Here is a 19,462-nt window from a genome sequence, read left to right as displayed (position 1 = left end):
CTCACGGGCCCTGCGCGGCCGCATATACAGCGTGGATCTTCCAGCCGCCCTCCTCTTGGAGGACGAAGACGAGTTCCTGTCGGCGCGGAGGAACCTCCGCGGAGACGGCGGCTCCTGAGTTGTCGAGTTCGGTGTGGGCCGAGACCTCCACCGTGGCGGCGACGGCTGCGGTCCGGGACGCGCCGCCGTCGGCGAACCCGTTTGACCCCGGGGGTTTTGCGGCCGGGGGTTTTGCGGCCGGGGGTTTTGCGGCCGGGGGTTTTGCGGCCGGGGGTTTTGCGGCCGGGGGTTTTGCGGCCGGGGGTTCGACGATCTGCGCCTCGATCACGGTCAGCCGCAGCCCGGCCAGGCGGCGGCCGGCTTCCGCAAGAGCAGTGACTTCCCGAAGGTCCGATGCCATCGCCGTGGACCCCCTCGTGTTGACCTCGTCGAGCACGGCCGGGTCGGCCCGGGCGAAGGCGGCGGCGCGCTGCTGCGCCAGCTGAGGCAGTGCTGTGAGCGGGTCAACCGCTGAAATCGGTTCGGGCGCCGGAGGCCCCGACGACGTCCGGGCCTCCGGCGCCGGTTGTGTTTTCGGAGCGGCCGGGGTGACCGATGGACGATGTACCTCCGCCCGGCCTGGTGCGCCAAGGGACTCGAGGGCTTCCGGTGTTTCCGGAACGTCCAGGGGTGCCGGTTCCTCCTGAGTATGCGGTTCCTCCCGGGCAGCCGATCCTTCCTGGGCCGATCCTTCCCGGGGAACCGGTCCCTCCTGGGGAACCGGTCCCTTCCCGGAACCGGGCGCGGGATCCGTCACCGGCGGCAGCTGCCCCGGCCCGCCCCCCGGAAAGTCCGGCCCCCGCTCCGCGACGGCCTCCGGTGGCCGCTCGGGCAGCCGGAGGCGCCCACCCTCCCCCTGCGCCCAGACAGCGCCGGCGGCAAGCAGGACCGCGAGGGCTCCCGCCGCGATCCACCGCGGCATCGAACCTGGAATCGAACCTGGAATCGAGCCCAGAATCGAGCCCGGTACCGGGCCGAATCCCCTCCGTGCGGCGGACCGTCGGCCCGTCCCGGCCGCAGCACCGCGGCGGCGCGGTTCCGCGGGCCGGGAATCCGTCCTGCTGGCCGGGGTCCGGGCCCGCGATCCCGATCTCCCCTTCCCGCTCCCGAACGCTGTTCCCGCACCGGGCCCACCGGACCTCCGCCCGCCCGAACCAATGCGGCCCAGGGGACCCCAAGGCCTGGCGTTCGGTGCCGCGTCGCGCCGGGTAAGGAGGCGCGGGCGGACATCCTCCCCCACCGCCTCTACGAGCCCGACCGGCACCGCCGTACCCGCCCTCAGGCTCCCCCGCGCAAAGGAAACGGCATCGGGGCGCTGCGTCGGGTCCTCGGACAACGACTCCTCGATCAGGGAAAGGAACCGGGGCGGAATCTCGGGTACCAGCATCGACAGGGGTGGGCGCTGCGCGGACGGCCCGGGGACCCGGCCGGTCAGGGCGAACCACGCCACCGCGCCGAGGGAGAAGACGTCGGCCTCGGTGTTGAGGCGCTCCGGCTCGGATGGGCGGGGATCCCTGAAGCCAGGCGTTCCTGCCGTCAGCCGCAGCCCCTCGCCGAGACGCCGCCCCAGTTCGAAGTCGCTCAACAGCGGCTTGCCTTCCTCGGTGAAGAGGATGTTCGAGGGAGTGACGTCACCGTGGGACACACCCTGCCCGTGGAGGTAGGCGAGAGCCTGCGCAATGGGCACCAGAACCGTAACCGCCTCGCCGACCGGCAGCGGGCCCCGCACCGCCACCAGATTCTGCAGGGAACCTCCGGGGGCGTAGTCCATGAGCGCACCAGGGCCGCGGTCGGTCGCCACGATCCCGTGGATGGTCACGAGGTGTTCGTGGCGCAGCCCACCCATCACGTCCGCTTCCCGGTGGACCATTCCTTCTGCAACGCCCGGGTCCGTTTCGTCCGGATCCGCGCCGGAAAGTCCCCCGGAGCCGACCTTCAGCGCGAACACTCCACCTCCGTCGTGCGCGGTAACGAGCCAGACGGAGGAACCGCCGCCCGTTCCGAGCAGGCGTCCTGTCTCGAACCCCTGGACGGAGGGCGGGGGCCCGGCACCAGATCCACCGTCCGGCACAGGGGCAGCACCGGGGTCGAGGTCGGGGAAACCGTGTCCATCGCTGGCGGAGATGTCCATCCTTAAGTTGTAGTCCCCGAAATCCCACGCGGGGCCCTTATCCACAGGGCAGGCGTACCTCGTCGGTGTGAGATTTCTCCTGATCTTTTTGCGGGAGGCGGGCATTACCCTTAACCCATGACTCTCGAGTTCGCCAGAATCGGCCTCCATCCCGAGTACGTCGACTACACCAAGGCATGGGACCTCCAGCGCAGCCTTCACGAGGCGGTCGTCGCAAGGCGCTCGCCCAGCACCGTGCTGCTGCTCGAGCATGAGGCCGTCTATACGGCAGGCAAGCGCACCGAAGATCACGAGCGGCCCTTTGACGGCACGCCGGTGGTCGCTGTGGACCGGGGCGGGAAACTGACCTGGCATGGCCCCGGCCAACTCGTCGGGTACCCGATCCTCGCCCTGCCCGAACCCACGAGGGTGTCCGACTACGTGGGAATCCTCGAGGACGTCATCATCGCCGTGCTGAAGGACTACGACCTCGAGGGCATCCGCATCGACGGACGGTCGGGGGTGTGGATCGCCGCTGGAGGAGGACTGCCTGACCGCAAGATCGCCGCCATCGGAATCCGCATCAACCGGCGGGTGACCATGCACGGATTCGCGGTGAACTGCAGCAACAGCCTCGCACCCTTCGAGCAGATCGTTCCCTGCGGCATCACCGACGCGGGCGTCACCAGCATCTCGGCCGAGACCGGCCGCACCGTTACCCCATCGGACATCGTGTCGCGCATCGAGGAAGAACTGCGCAAGAATGAGTCAGCATTGGTACTCGACGACGCGGCCACAACGCTTTCCGACGGACCGACCGACGACGCTGGCGCCGACCAGCCCAAAGGAGCTTTACTGTGAGCCTGGCCCCCGAAGGACGCCGCATGCTGCGCATCGAAGCGCGCAACGCCGAGACGCCCGTGGAGCGCAAGCCGGACTGGATGAAGGCCAAGGTCAATATCGGCCCCGAGTTCGTCTCCATGAAGAACCTTGTGAAGAAGGAAGGCCTTCACACGGTCTGCGAGGAGGCCGGCTGCCCCAATATCTTCGAATGCTGGGAGGACCGCGAAGCGACCTTCCTCATCGGCGGATCCGAATGCACCCGCCGCTGCGACTTCTGCCAGATCGACACCGGCAAGCCCCAGCCCCTGGACCGCAGCGAGCCCTTCAAGGTGGCCCAGTCGGTTCGATCGATGAACCTCCGCTACGCCACGGTGACCGGCGTCGCCCGCGACGACCTGCCCGACGAGGGGGTCTGGCTCTACGCCGAGACGATCCGCCAGATCCACAGCATGAACCCCGGCACCGGCGTCGAAATCCTCATCCCGGACTTTTCCGGACGGCCCGAACATATCGCGGCCATCTGTGACGCGGTTCCCGAGGTGTTCGCGCACAACGTCGAAACCGTCCCGCGCATCTTCAAGCGCATCCGGCCCGCCTTCCGGTACGAGCGGTCCCTCGATGTGATCTCCCAGGGCCGGGCGCGCGGCATGGTCACCAAGTCGAACCTGATTCTCGGGATGGGCGAGACGCGGGAGGAAATCTCCGAAGCGCTCCGCGACCTTCACTCCGCCGGGTGTGACCTGATCACCATCACCCAGTACCTCCGGCCGAGTGAACGCCACCTGCCGGTGGATCGGTGGGTCAAGCCCGGCGAGTTCGTCGAACTCCGCGAGGAAGCCGAGGAGATCGGGTTCCTGGGGGTCATGAGCGGGCCTCTGGTGCGCTCCTCCTACCGGGCCGGCCGGCTGTGGGCGCGTGCCATGCGGAGGAAGGGACTCGAGCTCCCGCCGGAGCTTGCACACCTCGACGACTCCGGCCCCTCACTCCGGGAAGCCTCCGATCGAAAGGCCGGTTAACGGCCCGCAGGCACCTCAGCACTTCCGGCTTCAATCGGCCGCTTCGGCGCGGCCTGAGCGCGGCCGCTATCACGTAGAATTGAGCCACTATGTCGCACAGCATCAATCCTGAGGGATCCCCCGCGCCCAAACGGCGCCTTTTCTCCCGCAAGCCCAAGGCTGCCAAGCCGGCGAAGAAGACCGGCAGGACCAAGCAGATCCTCGAAGTCTTCAAGATGACGAGGCGCAACGACCCGAACGTGGTCTGGCTGATGCTTCTTGCCTTCCTGGGCATCATTGCTGTGGGGCTGATCATCGGGCTGCTCATCCAGAACGTCGTGACGCTGATGCTGATCTCGGTGCCGCTGGCCTTCCTGGCCGCAGTGTTCATCCTGTCGCGCCGCGCCGAACGGGCGGCCTTCTCGCAGATCGAGGGCAAGCCGGGCGCCGCCGGCGCTGCACTGAGCGTGCTGCGCAGGGGCTGGATCCTTGAGGAGCAGCCCGTGGCCATGAACCCGCGCTCCCAGGACGCCGTGTTCCGCGCCATCGGCCGCCCCGGCATCGTACTCGTCACCGAAGGCCCGTCCGGGCGCGTGAAGCGCCTCGTCGACGACGAGCGCCGGAAGATGGCCCGCATCGTGCCGAACGTGCCCATCCACGTGATCCAGGCCGGCCGCGGCGAGGGCCAGGTGCCCCTGGCAAAGGTGGCCAAGACCGCCCAGAAGCTCAAGAAGTCCCTCACCAAGCAGGAGGTGCACGCCGTCGACAAGCGGCTGCGCGCGCTCGGTACCCGCCTGCCGATCCCCAAGGGCGTCGATCCGTACAAGGCCCGGCCGGACCGCAAGGCCATGAAGGGCCGCTAAGCCTGCAGAATCCCTGTGGCAGGAAGCTCCCGGTGTTCCGGGGTTTCCTGCCACAGTTCGTTAAGGGCCAGTGCGTGAGGGCCAGTGCGGAGGGCCAGTGCGTGAGGGCCAGTGCGTGAGGGACCGGTGCCGCGGGTCTGGGTGTCCCGGGTCTGGGCACCGAAGGACTGGGCGCCAAAGGACTGGGCGCCGAAGGACTGGGCTCCGGCGGCCGGACTAGATGCGGACGAGGACGGTGCCGCGGGCCCGGTCGTGGAGGCCGCGCTGGTCGGGGTCGAAGATGAGTGCGGGGATCACCAGGCAGATCAGCACGGAGCGGATGGCGGCGGTGAGGAACCCGGCCGGACGTCCGTCGAGGGTCTGCACCTGCATTCTCAGCACTCGGTGGCCGATGCTGTAGCCGAAGAAGCCGACGAAGAGGATCTGTTCCAGGAGGAACAGGTACGTCGTGGCGAACCCGTCCCAGCCGAAGAAGGCCTGCGAGATGAGGGTGCACAGCGCCCAGTCGATCAACAGCGCCACCACCCGCGGCCCAACCCGCGCGATGGAACCCGGGCCGCTCTTCGGACGTCCCAGCCGCTGTCCGGGCCAGTCCTGCGCTCCGGAGGGAGGAGGCCCGTTGAGCCAGGATCCGACGTCGTTTCGATTCACCACAGGCCCAGTTTACCGGTGGGCGCCCGCCGGTTTTTCCCGCCCGGCGGGGGGCGCCGCCCCGTCGGACGACACCGGCACGGCCCGTCGGTCCCCTGCAGGCACGCTAGGCTGAAAGCACTGCCCATTAAGTAACGTGCCGGAAACAATGGTGACACCCGAGGGAAACTGCGCGCTTCTACAGTTGTAACTTGTCGGCTGCAGCAAGGCACTGCCCGTGTGTCCGCTTTCTGTTGACGCGGACACCCGATGACGCCGGGCCGTTACCCAAGCTATGCGTAAGGAGCATCAATCCATGTTCAAGAATGCGGACGAAGTCCTCAAGTACATTGCTGACGAAGGGGTGAAGTTCGTCGACGTCCGGTTTACCGACCTGCCCGGAGTGCAGCAGCACTTCAATGTGCCGGCGAAATCGGTGGACGCCGACTTCTTCATCCACGGCCAGCTGTTCGACGGCTCGTCCATCCGCGGCTTCCAGGGCATCGCGGAATCGGACATGCAGCTGATCCCCGACGTCACCACCGCCTTCATCGACCCCTTCCGGGTGGAAAAGACGCTGGCGCTGAACTTCTCGATTGTGAACCCCCGCACGGGTGATCCGTACCACCGCGACCCGCGCGGCGTCGCCGAGCGCGCCGAGGCCTACCTCGCCTCCACCGGCATCGCCGACACTGCGTTCTTCGCCCCCGAGGCCGAGTTCTTCATCTTCGACAACGTCCAGTACGAGTCCTCCCCACAGGGAAGCTTCTACAAGGTCGACTCCATCGAGGCCCCGTGGAACAGCGGCCGCGAGGAGGTCGGGGGCAACCTCGGCAACAAGACCCCGTTCAAGGGCGGCTACTTCCCCGTCTCCCCCGTCGACAAGCAGGCCGATCTCCGCGACGCCATCTGCGTCGAGCTGGACCGGGCCGGCCTTGAGGTCGAGCGGTCCCACCACGAGGTCGGCGGCGCCGGCCAGGCCGAAATCAACTACAAGTTCACGACGATGACCCACGCCGCGGACGACCTGCAGAAGTTCAAGTACATCGTGAAGAACGTCGCCAATGCCTGGGGCAAGTCGGCGACCTTCATGCCCAAGCCGGTCTTCAACGACAACGGCTCGGGCATGCACTGCCACCAGTCGCTGTGGAACGGCAGCGAGCCGCTGTTCTACGACGAGCGCGGCTACGCCGGGCTGTCCGACACCGCCCGCTGGTACATCGGCGGCCTGCTCAAGCACGCCTCCGCCGTCCTGGCGTTCACCAACCCAACGGTGAACTCCTACCGCCGCCTGGTGAAGGGCTTCGAGGCCCCGGTCAACATGGTGTACTCGCAGGGCAACCGCTCGGCCGGCATCCGGATCCCCATCACGGGCTCCAACCCCAAGGCCAAGCGCATCGAGTTCCGCGCGCCGGACCCCTCGTCCAACCCCTACCTGGCGTTTGCGGCACAGCTGATGGCGGGCCTCGACGGGATCAAGAACCGGATCGAGCCGGCCGACCCCATCGACAAGGACCTCTACGAGCTGCCCGCCGAGGAGGCCAAGGACATCCAGAAGGCGCCCGGCTCCCTCGAGGAGGCGCTGCTCGCCCTCGAGGCGGACAACGAGTTCCTGCAGGCCGGCGGGGTCTTCACCCAGGACCTCATCGAGACCTGGATCGCGTACAAGCGCGAGGTGGAGATCTTCCCGCTGTCGCTGCGCCCGAACCCCTATGAGTTCGAGCTCTACTACGGCGTCTAGCCCGGCCCCAGGGGCGCCGCGGGTGTTCACCCGCACACCGCCCCGACGGCTCGGCACCAGCGCCTGACGTTGGCGCCACGGAAGGCCCCTCTACCCGTTCCGGGCGGAGGGGCCTTCCGCGTTCGCCCCGCCGAAACTGCACATCACCACGCTTCGCCGCGTGCAGAACGTGGTGAGCTGCAGTTTCGAGGGCAGTGAAGTGTGTTGAAAGGCCGTGCGGGATGGGTTGGGACCTGTTCAAACTCCCGGATCGGCGCAACAATCGACCATGGAGAAAACATACGAGGTCGAAGTTGAGCTGGATGCCGGCGCGCATGTTGAGGACAGCAAGGTCCTCGCGGTGGGGGCGGCGCAGATCCAGACCCTCGCCGCTGCCGACGGCCACTCCTTGACCGACCAGGAGGTCCTTCAGGGCCTCCACGTGGAGCGGGTCACCGACAGCAACAAGTGCAGGGTTTCGAAGACCATCCAGTTCTGACTCCGTCCCCCGCCGCCCTCTAGCCCTCCGGGTGGACGGCATAGCGAGCCGGGAACCTCGGCCTGCCAGGCGCGTGCCTCCGCACGGACGTTGACGCACAGGCACCAGGGGCACAGGCGTGCCGCACCACGGGTGCGAACAGCGCGGATCAGGGCGGCACTGCGAGGAAAAAATCCCGATCTGCAGGGGCACCCTGACACAGTGCCGCCGGGAATGCCACCAAAAACTAGGCGACCGGCGCCCACCTCGCCGATGAAAAGATTAATCAGTGCCTTCTCGGCCTGACGGTGGTCGTCAGGCGTTACCGAATTGGGGAAAATCCTCAGCACCCTTAGAATTTCCCGAGCGCCGAAAAACGAACAGTTCGACGGATCGAGGTGTCAAAGAATGAGCAACGCCGTGCGCACGATGGCGCCCCCACGCCGCGCCACTACGCCGGCCAAAGAGGTTCGCAAGGATGTGCAGGGCCTCCGGGCCATCGCAGTGCTGCTCGTGGTGATCGCCCACCTCTGGCCGGCCTGGCTGCCCGGCGGATATGTCGGAGTCGACGTGTTCTTCGTCATCTCCGGTTTCCTGATGACCAAGCACCTGCTCTCGGAACTGGGGCGCACCGGCGGCGTCCGGCTTGGCGCCTTCTACCTCCGGCGCATCAAGCGTCTGCTGCCCGCCGCGCTCACGGTTGCTCTGGTCTCCCTGGCCGCCGCGTGGGTTTTCCTGCCCTTCCCGAGGTGGGCCTCCCTCGCCTGGGAGACCATCGCGGCCACCGTCTATATCGAAAACTGGGTCCTCGCGGACAAGTCCCTGGACTACTCGGCGGACAACGCCGCTCCGTCGACCGTGCAGCACTACTGGTCCCTGTCGGTCGAGGAACAGTTCTACCTCGTCTGGCCGCTGTTCCTGCTGGGGCTCTTCCTGATCGCCGCCCGGTGGAGGCTCCCCTCCGTCCGGGTGGTCCGCGGGGGCCTGGCCGCCGTCGGCGTGCTCTCCCTGATCGTCTGCATCCACCTGACCTACACCAGCCCCAGCGAAGCCTATTTCGTCACGCAGACTCGGGTCTGGGAATTCGCCGCCGGTGGACTCGTGGCGACCGTCCTCACGCTCCCCCGCTCCCGCACCGGGGCAGGGCTGCTGGTGAGCGGTGCCGCACAGTGGGCCGGACTCGGCCTGATCCTGTTCGCCGCGGTCACCTTCAACGCCGACACTCTCTTCCCCGGCGCCGCCGCGCTCGTGCCCGTGGCCGGCACCCTGCTCGTCCTGGTGTCGGGTCCGCAGCACCCCGGGTGGTCCCCGAATACGCTCCTGGCGGCACCGCCGGCCCAGTTCGTCGGGGACATCTCCTACTCCCTCTACCTCTGGCACTGGCCGCTGATCGTCCTGGCGCCCAGCGTTCTGAACCGCGACCCCGCTCTCGGCGACCAGGTGCTGCTGCTCGCCGTCGCGGTGGCCCTGGCCGCCCTCACCAAGTCCCTGGTTGAGGATCCGGGGCGCTCGGCCCTGTTGGCCGGTGCTTCATTCGGCCGGGTCCTCGGCGCAACGGCCGCCTCGATGGCCGTGGTCACCGTAGTGGCCGCTGCGATGATCGTCAGCGTCGACCGTGCCGAGCGAGACCACAGCGCCGTCCTCAAGGATGCCTCGCGCAGCTCCTGCTTCGGCGCCGGCAGCCTCCAGCCCGACCGGCTCTGCCCGGAGCCCCTTGGGCCGCCGGCCACGGAGGTGGTGACCGCCGCCGAGTCCTATGAGACGTCCCCACCCGAATGCGGGCGCGCCGCCGACCCGCTCTGGATCAAGAAGGCGAACCGGCTGATCGAATGCGACTTCGCGGGCGGCGCGGATCCGGCCGCCACCGTCTGGCTGGTGGGCGATTCCCACGCCGAGCAGTGGCAGGCGGCGATCTTCGAACTCGCCCGGCAGAACCGCTGGATGGTCAAGAAGAGCGTCGTGGACGGCTGCCCGGTCGTCGACGTGCCCCGGGTGGCGTTCAAGGGCAAGCCGACCACCAGCGAGGCCTACAAGAAGAAGTGCCTGAAATGGAGCGCCGAAGTCTCCGAGCGCATCACCGCCGAGAAGCCCGAGCTGGTCTTCGTCTCGTCCTTCGCCGTGGTGGAGAAGATCGACGACGGAAGCGGCCGCCCGCAGCCCGAGCAGTACCGCGACGGCTTCGCCCGCCGGGCCCTGCCATGGGCCGAGGCAGGCAGCGAGGTGTTCGTGCTGCGCGACACGCCACTGACCCTCGAGACCACTACGACCGAGTGCCTGGCGCAGAACCCCGCCGCCCCGCGCGCCTGCTCAAACGACGGCGCTGACTCACTCCCCGCCGACCCTCTCGCCGAAGCCGCGAAGGCGGCGGGGTCGGACCGGATCAAGGTCCTTGACCTGTCGGACCAGTTCTGCCCGGACGGGCGGTGCTACGCCTCCATCGGCGGAGCGCATGTCTACTACGACGACAACCATGTGACCTCCACCTACATGCGCTCCCTCGCCCCGGCCCTGGCTGCCGATCTCGAGGCCAGCCGCGCCGGCTGAGCCCTCCCATGCCGGATCCGGCGGCCAGGGCCCACCCTGCCGGGGAGCGGCCGGTGCCCGCACGTAAAAGCTGCCGCCCACCGGGAACGGTGGGCGGCAGCCTTTGGACGCTCTAAACCGGATCAGCAGCGGTTGCGCCGCTGTTCCGCCGTCGCGGGATTCTTATAGCAGGTCTGGCCGGTGGTGCGGGTGTCGGTGGTGACGACCGGAGCACCGGGAGCCTCGGTCTCGACGACGAGGGGATCGATCTCCTCGCGGGTCACCGTGACGGTGGGCTCGGCGGGGACCGTCGCCGTCTGCACGTCCTGCGTCGTCTCACCGTCGGCAGAGGTGATTACCGGGGCGGCCGGTGTGCAGACGACGTCCGATTCCTCCTCACCGGGCCGCGTTCCGGTGGTCACGACCGGAGTACCCGGAACCTCCGCCGTGGTGATCACCGGATCCCCCGCGGTGGTCGACATCGTCGTCACCGGCGTGCCGGGCTGCGCCAGCCCGTTGGATTTGTCGAAGGTAAAGGTCGTTTTCGTCGTGGTGGTGGTGCGCGTCGTCTGCTGGGTGGCCGTCGCCGTGCGCTCGGTCTGCTGCGTCGTGGCCGTCGCAATCACCGTCTGGAAGGTCGTGGTGGTGCACGACTCGCGCGGCTGCGTGCTGGTGAAGACCTCGGTGACCGGCGTGGTCGTGGTGACCAGCGTCTCCCGTGGCTGCGTGGTGGTGGTGACCCGCTCCTGAGGGGTGGTCGTCGTGGTCACGACGGTGGTCGGCGTCGTCCTGGTGGTCAGGACGGCGCGGTCGCACTTCTCGACGGGCTTGGCCGACCGGTCGTCGTTGACCCTGCGGCAGTTTGTTGTCGTCGGCTGCTGGGTGGTCGTGGTCGTGCCGCGCTCGGTGCGGGTGGTGGAGGTCGGGGTGCCCGGAACGACGACGTCCTCGCTGGCGGCCTCACCGGTGTCGCGCTCCTCCTCCGTGACGACCGGGGTGCCGACCCGCTCGGTGCGGACCACGGTCGCGTCGCCGGCATCGCGTTCCTCGGTCGATACCTCCGGGCTGGGCTGGCGCACCGGCTGGGAGGTGTCAACGGTCACCGGATCGCCGGCCGGACGGTCCTCACTGAAGGTTGTTGTCGGGGTGCCGGAGGGCACGTCGGGGCCGACGACCACCGTGGTGACGGTGCAGGTCTGATTGTTGCCTTTGCCGCTGAACTCTCCGTTCACTGCGGTGCAGGCGGCCCGGCGGTCGTCCTCGGGCGCCGCGAGGACGGGGCCGGCTGGCGCCAGAGCGACGACAAGTCCGAGCGTCGTCGCGGCTACCAATGATGAAAAACGCATAATGAACTCTCTGGCTTGGGATTGGCCCGCGCGCGCGGGATGCCCCGACCGTAAGGCTACTGATCAATTCGCGGCAACGACATCGGGCCCCGTTTGGCGGAGTCGGGTAGCGTACAGGCACTAAACGGGTAATTGCCCCAAGCATCGAGTGCTGCGGAACGCGGTCCAACAGGCAGCCGGGCCCGCGGATGGGAGTAGCTGCCGGTGCCTTTCGGACCGTGCCCGCAGAATCAGGGCGGACCGTCAGGTTCCGTAGAAGTTGCGCTCAAAGATGGCCCGGCTCCGGCGGGTCAGACGCAGATAGTCTTCCTCAAGCTCTGCGCCCTTCCCGGGCCCGTAGCCGCACCAGCGGGCCACCGCCTCAAGGTCCCGGCGGGAGGAGGGCAGCAGGTCGGAGCTGCGCCCGCTCCAGATGACATTGGCCGCACGCAGCCTGCTGGCCAGCAGCCAGCTGCGCCGCAGGGTCTCCACTTCGGCGGCCGGCAGCAGCCCGGCTGCCTCCACGGCGTCCATCGCCTCAAGCGTGGAGGCGGTGCGCAGTTCGGGCACCCGTGCGGCGTGGCGGAGCTGCAGCAGCTGGATCAGCCATTCGACGTCGCTGAGGGCACCCCGGCCCAGCTTGAGGTGCCGGGAGGGGTCGGCCCCGCGCGGGAGGCGTTCGGCCTCCATCCGCGCCTTGATCCGGCGGATCTCCCGCTCGTCGGTCTCCGACAGTGAGGACGGGTAGCGGATCGGGTCGATGAGCTCGAGGAAGTCGGCAATCAGGGCGTCGCTGCCCGCCATCGGCCGCGCCCTCAGCAGCGCCTGGGCCTCCCAGATCAGTGACCACCGCTTGTAGTACTCCCGGAATGAGTCAAGGGAGCGAACCAACGGCCCCTGCCGGCCCTCCGGACGCAGGGCGGCGTCGATTTCAAGGACCCGCTCCGCCCGGACCGGCGGCTTCGAGGGCTGGGTGAGATTTGCGGCGAGCTGCGACACCACCTTTTCCGCCTGCCGCTGGGCGGCGGCCGGATCGGCGCCGGGCAGTGGCCGGTGGACGTAGAGCACATCGGCGTCGGAGCCGTAGGTGATCTCCCGGCCGCCCTGGCGGCCCATGGCGATGACGACCACGTCGGTAATGCGCGGCTCGGACGCGTGGATCGAATGTTCCGCAACGTGGAGGGCTCCGAGCACGGCGGCCCGGTCGGCGTCGGCGAGCGCGTTGCCCACCGCGGCCTGCGTGAGGAGTCCGGCGCTGTCTGCGATCGCGATGCGGAGCAGTTCCCGGCGGCGGATAAGGCGGATGAGCCGCATCGCGTCCTGCGGCTGCGGGTGGCGGGCCATCTTCGACCGGATTTCCTGCCACTGCGACTCGAAGGTGTCGGGAACCAGCTCGGGGTCGGCGCCCAGCCACTTCGTCGATTCCGGCGAGACCTCAAGCAGATCGGTGATGAACCGGCTTGAGGAGAGCACGTTGCACAGCCGTTCCGCCGCGGCCTTCGAGTCCCGCAGCATCCCGAGGTACCAGTGGCTCTCCCCCAGTGACTCACTGAGCCGGCGGAAGCCCAGCAGCCCGGCGTCGGGATCCACTCCGTCGGCGAACCACGCCAGCAGGATCGGAAGGAGCTGGCGCTGCAGCACGGCCCGGCGCCGGATGCCGCCGGTGAGGGCCTCGATGTGGCGCATCGCGCCTTTGGGGTCGGAGTAGCCAAGGGCCGCCAGCCGCGCCTGTGCGGCCTCCGGGGTGAGCTTAACGTCTTCGAGGCTGAGGTTCGCCGCGGTGTTGAGCAGCGGCCGGTAGAAGATCGTCTCATGGAGGCGCTCCACCAGCCGGCGGGTCCGCTGCCATTTCTCGACCATGCTCCGCGCGGTGGGGCGCACGCTGACCATCGCGCCCTCGGTGGAGCGAGCCAGCGCGTGCCGGGCGGCGTCGCCGTCGGGCATCAGGTGGGTGCGGCGCAGCTGCGTCAGCTGGATGCGGTGCTCAAGGAGGCGCAGGTAGCGGTAGGCGTTGTCGAGGTCCGCGGCGTCGGTCCGGCCGATGTACCCGGCGGCGCTGAGGGCGGCGATCGCCGTGACGGTGTCCCGGACCCTCAGGCTTTCATCGGCCCGCCCGTGCACCAGCTGCAGCAGCTGCACCGTGAACTCGACGTCGCGCAGGCCGCCGCTGCCGAGCTTGAGCTGTTTCGGCCCCTCGTGCCTGGGGATGTTGTCGGTGACCCGCCGGCGCATCGCCCGGACGGACTCCACGAAGCCCTCCCGCTCCGACGAGGTCCACACCAGCGGCGCCACCGCCTCCTCGTAGCGGCTCCCCAGCTCCGGGTCTCCGGCCACCGCCCGCGCCTTGAGCAGCGCCTGGAACTCCCAGGTGGAGGCCCACCGGGAGTAGTAGGTCAGGTGGGATTCGAGCGTGCGCACCAGCGGACCGTCGCGGCCCTCCGGCCGGAGGTTGGCGTCGACCTCCCAGAGCGCCGGTTCGGGCCCCGGGGAGTAGACCCCGCGGGAGATGCCGGTGGCCAGGGCCGTGCCGATGCGGCTGGCGAGGGCCTCGTCGAGGGTTGGGGCGTCGATCACGTAGATGACGTCGACGTCGGAGATGTAGTTCAGTTCCCTCGCTCCGCACTTGCCCATCCCGATGACGGCGAGCCGGACGGCGGCGATATCGTCGGCGGAATAGCTTTCGGCGAGGTCCGCTCGGGCAACTGCGAGGGAGGCCTCGAGTGCGGCCGCGGCCAGGTCGGCCAGTTCGCGGGCCGCGGTGGGCAGATAGTCGATGGGAGAGGGGTGGGAGAGGTCGCGCACCGCCAGTTCGGTCAGGTGGCGGCGGTAGGCCGCACGCAGGCACTGATGGGCCCCCGTCCCGGTCTTCCCGGCGACGGGGTTCTCCACCGCGGGATCGGCGTCCACCGCGGCCAGCAGGGAGGCCCGGAGCTGCTCCGGTGGAACGGCGGGTTCCGCCCCCGCCGGGGGCCGGACCGCGTCGAGGTGCCCGGGGTGGCGCATGAGGAACTCCCCCAGCGCCTCGGAGGCCCCCAGCAGGCGGAAGAGTGCCGTGGCCCGCTCCGGCTCCCGGGTGAACAGGTCCGCCACCGCCGGTTCGACGGCGAGCAGGCGCACGTACGACTGGAGGGCGAGGTCGGGGCTGGCGGCGTGGCCCAGCGCGGCGAAGAGCAGCTCCGCGTCGATGCCCGCCAGTTCCGGGGCCTCAAGGAACCGGGTGCTCTTCTCCAGGTCGGTGAAACCGGCGCTGATGAGCCGTCCCGCCAGGCTCATCGGGTACCAGCGTCCCGGCGGGTGCCGTTACAGGATGCCCAGGTTGCGGCGCAGCTCATAGGGGGTGACCTCGATACGGTAGTCGTGCCATTCGGCGCGCTTGTTGCGCAGGAAGTTCTCGAAGACCTGCTCGCCGAGGATCTCGGCGACGAGTTCGGAGTCCTCCATGGCGCGCACCGCATCGTGGAGGCTCGCCGGGAGCGGATCGTGGCCCATCGCGCGCCGCTCGGCCGCGGTGAGGCTCCAGACGTCGTCCTCGGCGCCCAGGGGCAGTTCGTAGCCCTCCTCGATGCCCTTCAGCCCGGCTCCGAGCAGGACGGCGTAGGCGAGGTAGGGGTTCGCGGCGGAGTCGATGCCCCGGTATTCGATCCGGGCGGACTGGCCCTTGTTCGGCTTGTACAGGGGGATGCGCACCAGCGCGGAGCGGTTGTTGTGGCCCCAGGAGATGTAGCTGGGCGCCTCGCCCCCGCCCCAGAGCCGCTTGTAGGAGTTCACGAACTGGTTGGTCACCGCGGTGAACTCGGGGGCGTGGCGCAGGATGCCGGCGATGAACTGGCGGGCGGTCTTGGAGAGCTGGAATTCGGCGCCCGCTTCGAAGAACGCATTCGAGTCACCCTCGAAGAGCGAGAAGTGGGTGTGCATGCCCGAGCCGGGGTGGTCGGAGAACGGCTTGGGCATGAAGGTCGCGTAGCTGTCCTGGGTGAGCGCCACCTCCTTGATGACGGTCCGGAAGGTCATGATGTTGTCGGCGGTCTGCAGCGCGTCGGCGTAGCGCAGGTCGATCTCGTTCTGCCCGGGCCCGCCCTCGTGGTGGCTGAACTCGACGCTGATGCCCACCGACTCGAGCATGGCGACGGCGGTCCGCCGGAAGTCCTGGGCGACGCCGCCGGGCACGTGGTCGAAGTAGCCGGCCTGGTCCACGGGGACCGGGCGGCCGTCGGTGCCGAGCTCGGCGGACTTCAGCAGGTAGAACTCGATCTCGGGGTGCGTGTAGAAGGTGAAGCCCATGTCGGCTGCCTTGGCGAGGGTCCGCTTCAGCACGCTGCGCGGATCCGCGGCCGAGGGCTGTCCGTCGGGGGTGAGGATGTCGCAGAACATCCGTGAGGTCTGCTCCTTGTCCCCACGCCAGGGCAGGATCTGGAACGTCGACGGGTCGGGCTGGGCGAGCATGTCGGATTCGAAGACCCGGGCCAGGCCCTCAATGGAGGAGCCGTCGAACCCGAGGCCCTCCTCAAAGGCCCCCTCGACCTCGGCAGGCGCCAGGGCGACTGACTTGAGCGAGCCGACGACGTCGGTGAACCACAGCCGGACGAAACGGACGTCACGCTCCTCGATCGTCCGCAGTACGAATTCCTGCTGCCGGTTCATCCCTACCCTCTTTCCTGCCGCGTCTGCGCTGCGCCGAGCCGTTCCCTGCCCGCGCCGGTTGGCCGGCCGAGCCGGAATCTCTCCATACTCTACTGACCCGGACGCCGGAATCGCGTCCGCCGGTGCCCGCCCAGTATGGCGCGGCGATGTTACAGGCCGGTTACCGGACGGCGGGGGCGCGGCTCAGGGAAGCCCGGGGCCGTGAAGTAGGCTCGGATTCATGACTTCCGCCGAAATGCCCGCCCCGTACGGCACCGGAGCTTCCACCCCCTCAGAGCCCCACCAGGCCCCGCGCCCGGCTCGGATCCGGACCCACCACCTGCAGCAGGCCAAGGCGGAGGGCCGGCGCTTCGCCATGCTGACGGCCTACGACCAGTACACGGCGCAGATCTTCGACGAGGCCGGCATCGAGGTGCTCCTGGTCGGCGACTCCGCCGCCAACAATGTGCTGGGGCACGCCACGACCCTGCCCATCACGCTCAATGAGATGGTGCTGTTCACCCGCGCCGTGAGCAGCGCGGCACGCCGCCCGCTCATCGTCGCCGATCTGCCCTTCGGCAGCTACGAGGTGTCGACCGCCCGGGCCGTTGAGTCCTCGGTGCGGCTGCTGAAGGAGGGCGGGGCGCACGCGGTTAAACTCGAAGGCGGCGCCCAGTTCGCCGACACCGTGCGCGCACTGGTACGGGCCGGGATCCCGGTGATGGCGCATGTCGGCTTCACCCCGCAGAGCGAGCACACCCTCGGCGGCTACCGGGTGCAGGGCCGTGGGGACACCGGCCGGAGGGTCATCGACGACGCCCTGGCCCTCGAGGCGGCGGGCGCGTTCTGCGTCCTGATGGAGATGGTGCCGGCCGAGGTCGCGGCCAAGGTGGATGCCGCGGTGCAGGTGCCGACCATCGGCATCGGCGCCGGCGCCTCCACGACGGGCCAGGTGCTCGTCTGGCAGGACATGGCCGGCCTGCGCGGCGGAAAGCAGCCGAAGTTCGTCAAGCAGTTTGCCGAGGTCCGCTCCGTGCTGGCCGACGCGGCCACCCGCTACGCCGAGGAGGTCCGCAGCGGAAGCTTCCCCGGCCCGGAGCACTCCTTCTAGCCGGGATGCCGGCGTTCAGTCCTCGTCTTCGGCGTCCCACGCCTTATTGCGCTGCTGAACCTTCTCGAGGGCCCGCTCGGCCTCCGCGCGGGTCTCGTAGGGACCGATGAGCTGCTTCCAGTCGGACTGCGCGTCAACCTCGACCTCATGGGTCCTCACGTTGAACCAGTACTGCGGCATCGTCTTCTCCTCCTGCGTCGTCGATGGCGGCCGCCACCGGTGCCGGGCTTCCGGCAGCCGCCCGCGGCCTGACAGGCGGCGCTTTCAGCTCTGAACCCTGCCGCCTATAAGATCAAGGGTATGCCCCACAATCCTGGCACCGCACCCGTTGGAACGCTCCAGCGCGGCATGGTCAGTCCCCGGCTCCCCGTCCCGTCCGGAATCGCCCGCCCTGAATACGTCGGCCGCAAGGCCCCGGCCCCCTTCACCGGCTCGGAGGTGAAGACCGCCGAAACCATCGAGAAGATCCGCAGGGCCGCCAGGCTGGCCGCCCAGGCCGTCGAGGAGGTGGGACGCCACGCCCAGCCCGGCGTCACGACCGATGCCCTCGACCGGATCGGCCACGAATTCCTCATCGACCACGGCGCCTACCCGTCGACGCTGGGCTACCGCGGCTTTCCCAAATCGATCTGCTCCTCAGTCAATGAGGTGATCTGCCACGGCATCCCGGACAGCACCGTCCTCCGGGACGGGGACATCCTCAACATCGACATCACCGCCTACCTCGACGGCGTCCACGGCGACACGAACGCCACCTTCCTCGTCGGCGACGTCGACGAGGAATCCCGGCTGCTCGTGGAGCGGACGAAGGAGGCGCTGAACCGGGCGATCCGGGCCGTGGCACCGGGCCGGGAAATCAACGTGATCGGCCGCGCCATCGAGTCCTACGCGCGCCGTTTCGGCTACGGCGTGGTGCGCGACTTCACTGGCCACGGCGTCGGCGAGGCATTCCACACCGGCCTGATCATCCCGCACTACGACGCCGCCCCCGCCTACAACCGGGTGATTGAAACCGGAATGGTCTTCACCATCGAACCGATGCTGACCCTTGGCACCATCGAGTGGGACATGTGGGCCGACGACTGGACCGTGGTGACCCGCGACGCCAAACGCACCGCGCAGTTCGAACACACCCTGGTCGTCACCGACACGGGCGCCGAGATCCTCACCCTGCCCTGACCCGCCGCACGGCGGTTCGAGCACACCGACCAATCCACGAAACGGCTCGGGACGGGGCGAACCGCCCACCCGGCCACGAAACTCACCTGGAGAATCATGCCCAAGGACATCGACAAGAAGAAGCCCGGCCGGAAGCTGCCCGCCACCGTCATCGGTGTCGATATCGGCGGCACCGGGATCAAGGGCGGCATTGTCGACCTGGCCAAGGGCGAAATCGTCGGTGAGCGCTACCGGATTCCGACTCCCCAGCCCGCCACCCCGGAGGCGGTCGCCGGCGTCGTTGCCGAGATCGTCACCGAACTCTCCTCACGCCCGGGCGGTCCGGCCGCCGATGTGCCGGTGGGTGTGACCTTCCCGGCCATCATCCAGCACGGCATCGCCCGCTCGGCGGCGAATGTCGACAAGAGCTGGGTCGACACCGACGTCGATGCCCTCTTCACCCGGGTGCTCGGCCGGAGCGTCCACGTCATCAACGACGCTGACGCCGCCGGCCTGGCCGAGGTGCGCTACGGCGCCGGCAAGGGCGTTGCCGGTACGGTCCTGGTGATCACCCTGGGCACCGGCATCGGTTCGGCATTCATCTTCAACGGACAGCTGGTGCCCAATGCGGAACTGGGCCACCTCGAGATCGACGGGCACGACGCCGAGTCCAAGGCGTCGGCCGTGGCACGTGAACGGGACGGGATCGGCTGGGACGAGTACGCGGTGCGGCTCCAGCGGTACTTCTCCCACGTCGAGTTCCTCTTCTCCCCCGAGCTGTTCATCGTCGGCGGCGGGATCTCCAAGCGCAGCGCCGAATACCTTCCCTCGCTGGACCTGCGCACCCGGATCGTCCCGGCCCAGCTGAAGAACCAGGCGGGCATCGTGGGCGGGGCGCTGCAGGCGGCGCTCCTGCTGTCCCCCTCAAGCACCAAGTAGCCCAGGCACGAGGCAGCCCAAGGTACAGGCGGCCCAGGCACGGGGCAGCAGCGCTCGATGGAACCCGTGCCTTCCGGCAACACCGGAAGGCACGGTTTTTTCTGCGTT

Annotated in this window: 15 protein-coding genes; 9 read left to right on the top strand and 6 right to left on the bottom strand. The window is 68.8% G+C overall.

The features are described 5' to 3' along the window. Position 1 precedes the first annotated feature (1 nt). Positions 2 to 2,215, bottom strand: coding sequence for a serine/threonine-protein kinase (locus QZX79_RS06955; RefSeq protein ID WP_294566568.1), 2,214 nt, complete (start codon positions 2,213 to 2,215; stop codon positions 2 to 4). 72 nt (positions 2,216 to 2,287) lie between these two features. On the opposite strand from QZX79_RS06955, the gene lipB reads away from it, so the two are divergent. The 3 genes from lipB (at position 2,288) to QZX79_RS06940 (ending at position 4,850) form a co-directional block, all read left to right on the top strand. Continuing rightward, positions 2,288 to 3,010, top strand: a complete 723-nt coding sequence (gene lipB / locus QZX79_RS06950) for a lipoyl(octanoyl) transferase LipB (protein WP_294566565.1) — start codon at positions 2,288 to 2,290, stop codon at positions 3,008 to 3,010. After that, complete coding sequence (gene lipA / locus QZX79_RS06945; RefSeq protein ID WP_294566562.1) at positions 3,007 to 4,008, top strand: lipoyl synthase; 1,002 nt, start codon at positions 3,007 to 3,009, stop codon at positions 4,006 to 4,008. Before lipB ends, lipA begins: the two co-directional genes overlap by 4 nt. An 89-nt stretch (positions 4,009 to 4,097) precedes the next feature. Further along, positions 4,098 to 4,850, top strand: a complete 753-nt coding sequence (locus QZX79_RS06940) for a DUF4191 domain-containing protein (protein WP_294566560.1) — start codon at positions 4,098 to 4,100, stop codon at positions 4,848 to 4,850. A 216-nt stretch (positions 4,851 to 5,066) separates the two neighbouring features. Here QZX79_RS06940 and QZX79_RS06935 read toward each other — a convergent pair whose 3' ends face one another. Further along, on the bottom strand, positions 5,067 to 5,504 hold the full coding sequence (locus QZX79_RS06935; RefSeq protein ID WP_294566558.1) for an RDD family protein: 438 nt from the start codon (positions 5,502 to 5,504) through the stop codon (positions 5,067 to 5,069). A gap of 292 nt (positions 5,505 to 5,796) precedes the next feature. On the opposite strand from QZX79_RS06935, the gene glnA (QZX79_RS06930) reads away from it, so the two are divergent. The 3 genes from glnA (QZX79_RS06930) (at position 5,797) to QZX79_RS06920 (ending at position 10,222) form a co-directional block, all read left to right on the top strand. After that, on the top strand, positions 5,797 to 7,221 hold the full coding sequence (gene glnA, locus QZX79_RS06930; RefSeq protein ID WP_120169652.1) for a type I glutamate--ammonia ligase: 1,425 nt from the start codon (positions 5,797 to 5,799) through the stop codon (positions 7,219 to 7,221). Positions 7,222 to 7,489: 268 nt separating this feature from the next. Continuing rightward, positions 7,490 to 7,699 carry a hypothetical protein gene (locus QZX79_RS06925; protein WP_294566556.1) on the top strand — a complete coding sequence of 70 codons (210 nt, stop codon included), beginning with the start codon at positions 7,490 to 7,492 and terminating at the stop codon, positions 7,697 to 7,699. A 387-nt stretch (positions 7,700 to 8,086) separates the two neighbouring features. Next, a complete protein-coding gene (locus tag QZX79_RS06920; RefSeq protein ID WP_294566554.1) occupies positions 8,087 to 10,222 on the top strand; it encodes an acyltransferase family protein in 2,136 nt (711 codons plus the stop codon). Positions 10,223 to 10,344: 122 nt separating this feature from the next. Here QZX79_RS06920 and QZX79_RS06915 read toward each other — a convergent pair whose 3' ends face one another. The 3 genes from QZX79_RS06915 to glnA (QZX79_RS06905) all read right to left on the bottom strand — a co-directional run bounded on the left by QZX79_RS06915 (position 10,345) and on the right by glnA (QZX79_RS06905) (position 16,167). Next, positions 10,345 to 11,547: a hypothetical protein gene (locus QZX79_RS06915; RefSeq protein ID WP_294566551.1), complete on the bottom strand. Its 1,203-nt coding sequence runs from the start codon at positions 11,545 to 11,547 to the stop codon at positions 10,345 to 10,347. A gap of 243 nt (positions 11,548 to 11,790) precedes the next feature. Next, positions 11,791 to 14,799, bottom strand: a complete 3,009-nt coding sequence (locus QZX79_RS06910) for a bifunctional [glutamine synthetase] adenylyltransferase/[glutamine synthetase]-adenylyl-L-tyrosine phosphorylase (protein WP_294566548.1) — start codon at positions 14,797 to 14,799, stop codon at positions 11,791 to 11,793. A gap of 27 nt (positions 14,800 to 14,826) precedes the next feature. Beyond that, positions 14,827 to 16,167: a type I glutamate--ammonia ligase gene (glnA, locus tag QZX79_RS06905; protein ID WP_294566546.1), complete on the bottom strand. Its 1,341-nt coding sequence runs from the start codon at positions 16,165 to 16,167 to the stop codon at positions 14,827 to 14,829. A 220-nt stretch (positions 16,168 to 16,387) separates the two neighbouring features. On the opposite strand from glnA (QZX79_RS06905), the gene panB reads away from it, so the two are divergent. Next, a complete protein-coding gene (panB, locus tag QZX79_RS06900) occupies positions 16,388 to 17,257 on the top strand; it encodes a 3-methyl-2-oxobutanoate hydroxymethyltransferase (protein WP_294566543.1) in 870 nt (289 codons plus the stop codon). Positions 17,258 to 17,272: 15 nt separating this feature from the next. On the opposite strand, the gene QZX79_RS06895 is transcribed toward panB, so the two are convergent. Next, positions 17,273 to 17,437, bottom strand: a complete 165-nt coding sequence (locus QZX79_RS06895; RefSeq protein WP_133404849.1) for an SPOR domain-containing protein — start codon at positions 17,435 to 17,437, stop codon at positions 17,273 to 17,275. 120 nt (positions 17,438 to 17,557) lie between these two features. Here QZX79_RS06895 and map point away from each other — a divergent pair, with 120 nt between their 5' ends. Next, a complete protein-coding gene (map, locus tag QZX79_RS06890; protein ID WP_294566538.1) occupies positions 17,558 to 18,436 on the top strand; it encodes a type I methionyl aminopeptidase in 879 nt (292 codons plus the stop codon). Positions 18,437 to 18,532: 96 nt separating this feature from the next. Then, positions 18,533 to 19,354 (top strand): polyphosphate--glucose phosphotransferase, encoded by an 822-nt coding sequence (ppgK, locus tag QZX79_RS06885; protein WP_294566535.1) that lies wholly within the window; start codon positions 18,533 to 18,535, stop codon positions 19,352 to 19,354. Positions 19,355 to 19,462 lie beyond the last annotated feature (108 nt).

Source organism: uncultured Arthrobacter sp., assembly GCF_902805515.1.
GTDB lineage: Bacteria > Actinomycetota > Actinomycetes > Actinomycetales > Micrococcaceae > Arthrobacter_D.
Note: the sequence above shows the minus strand (reverse complement) of the source record. Positions and strands in the feature narration are given on the sequence as shown.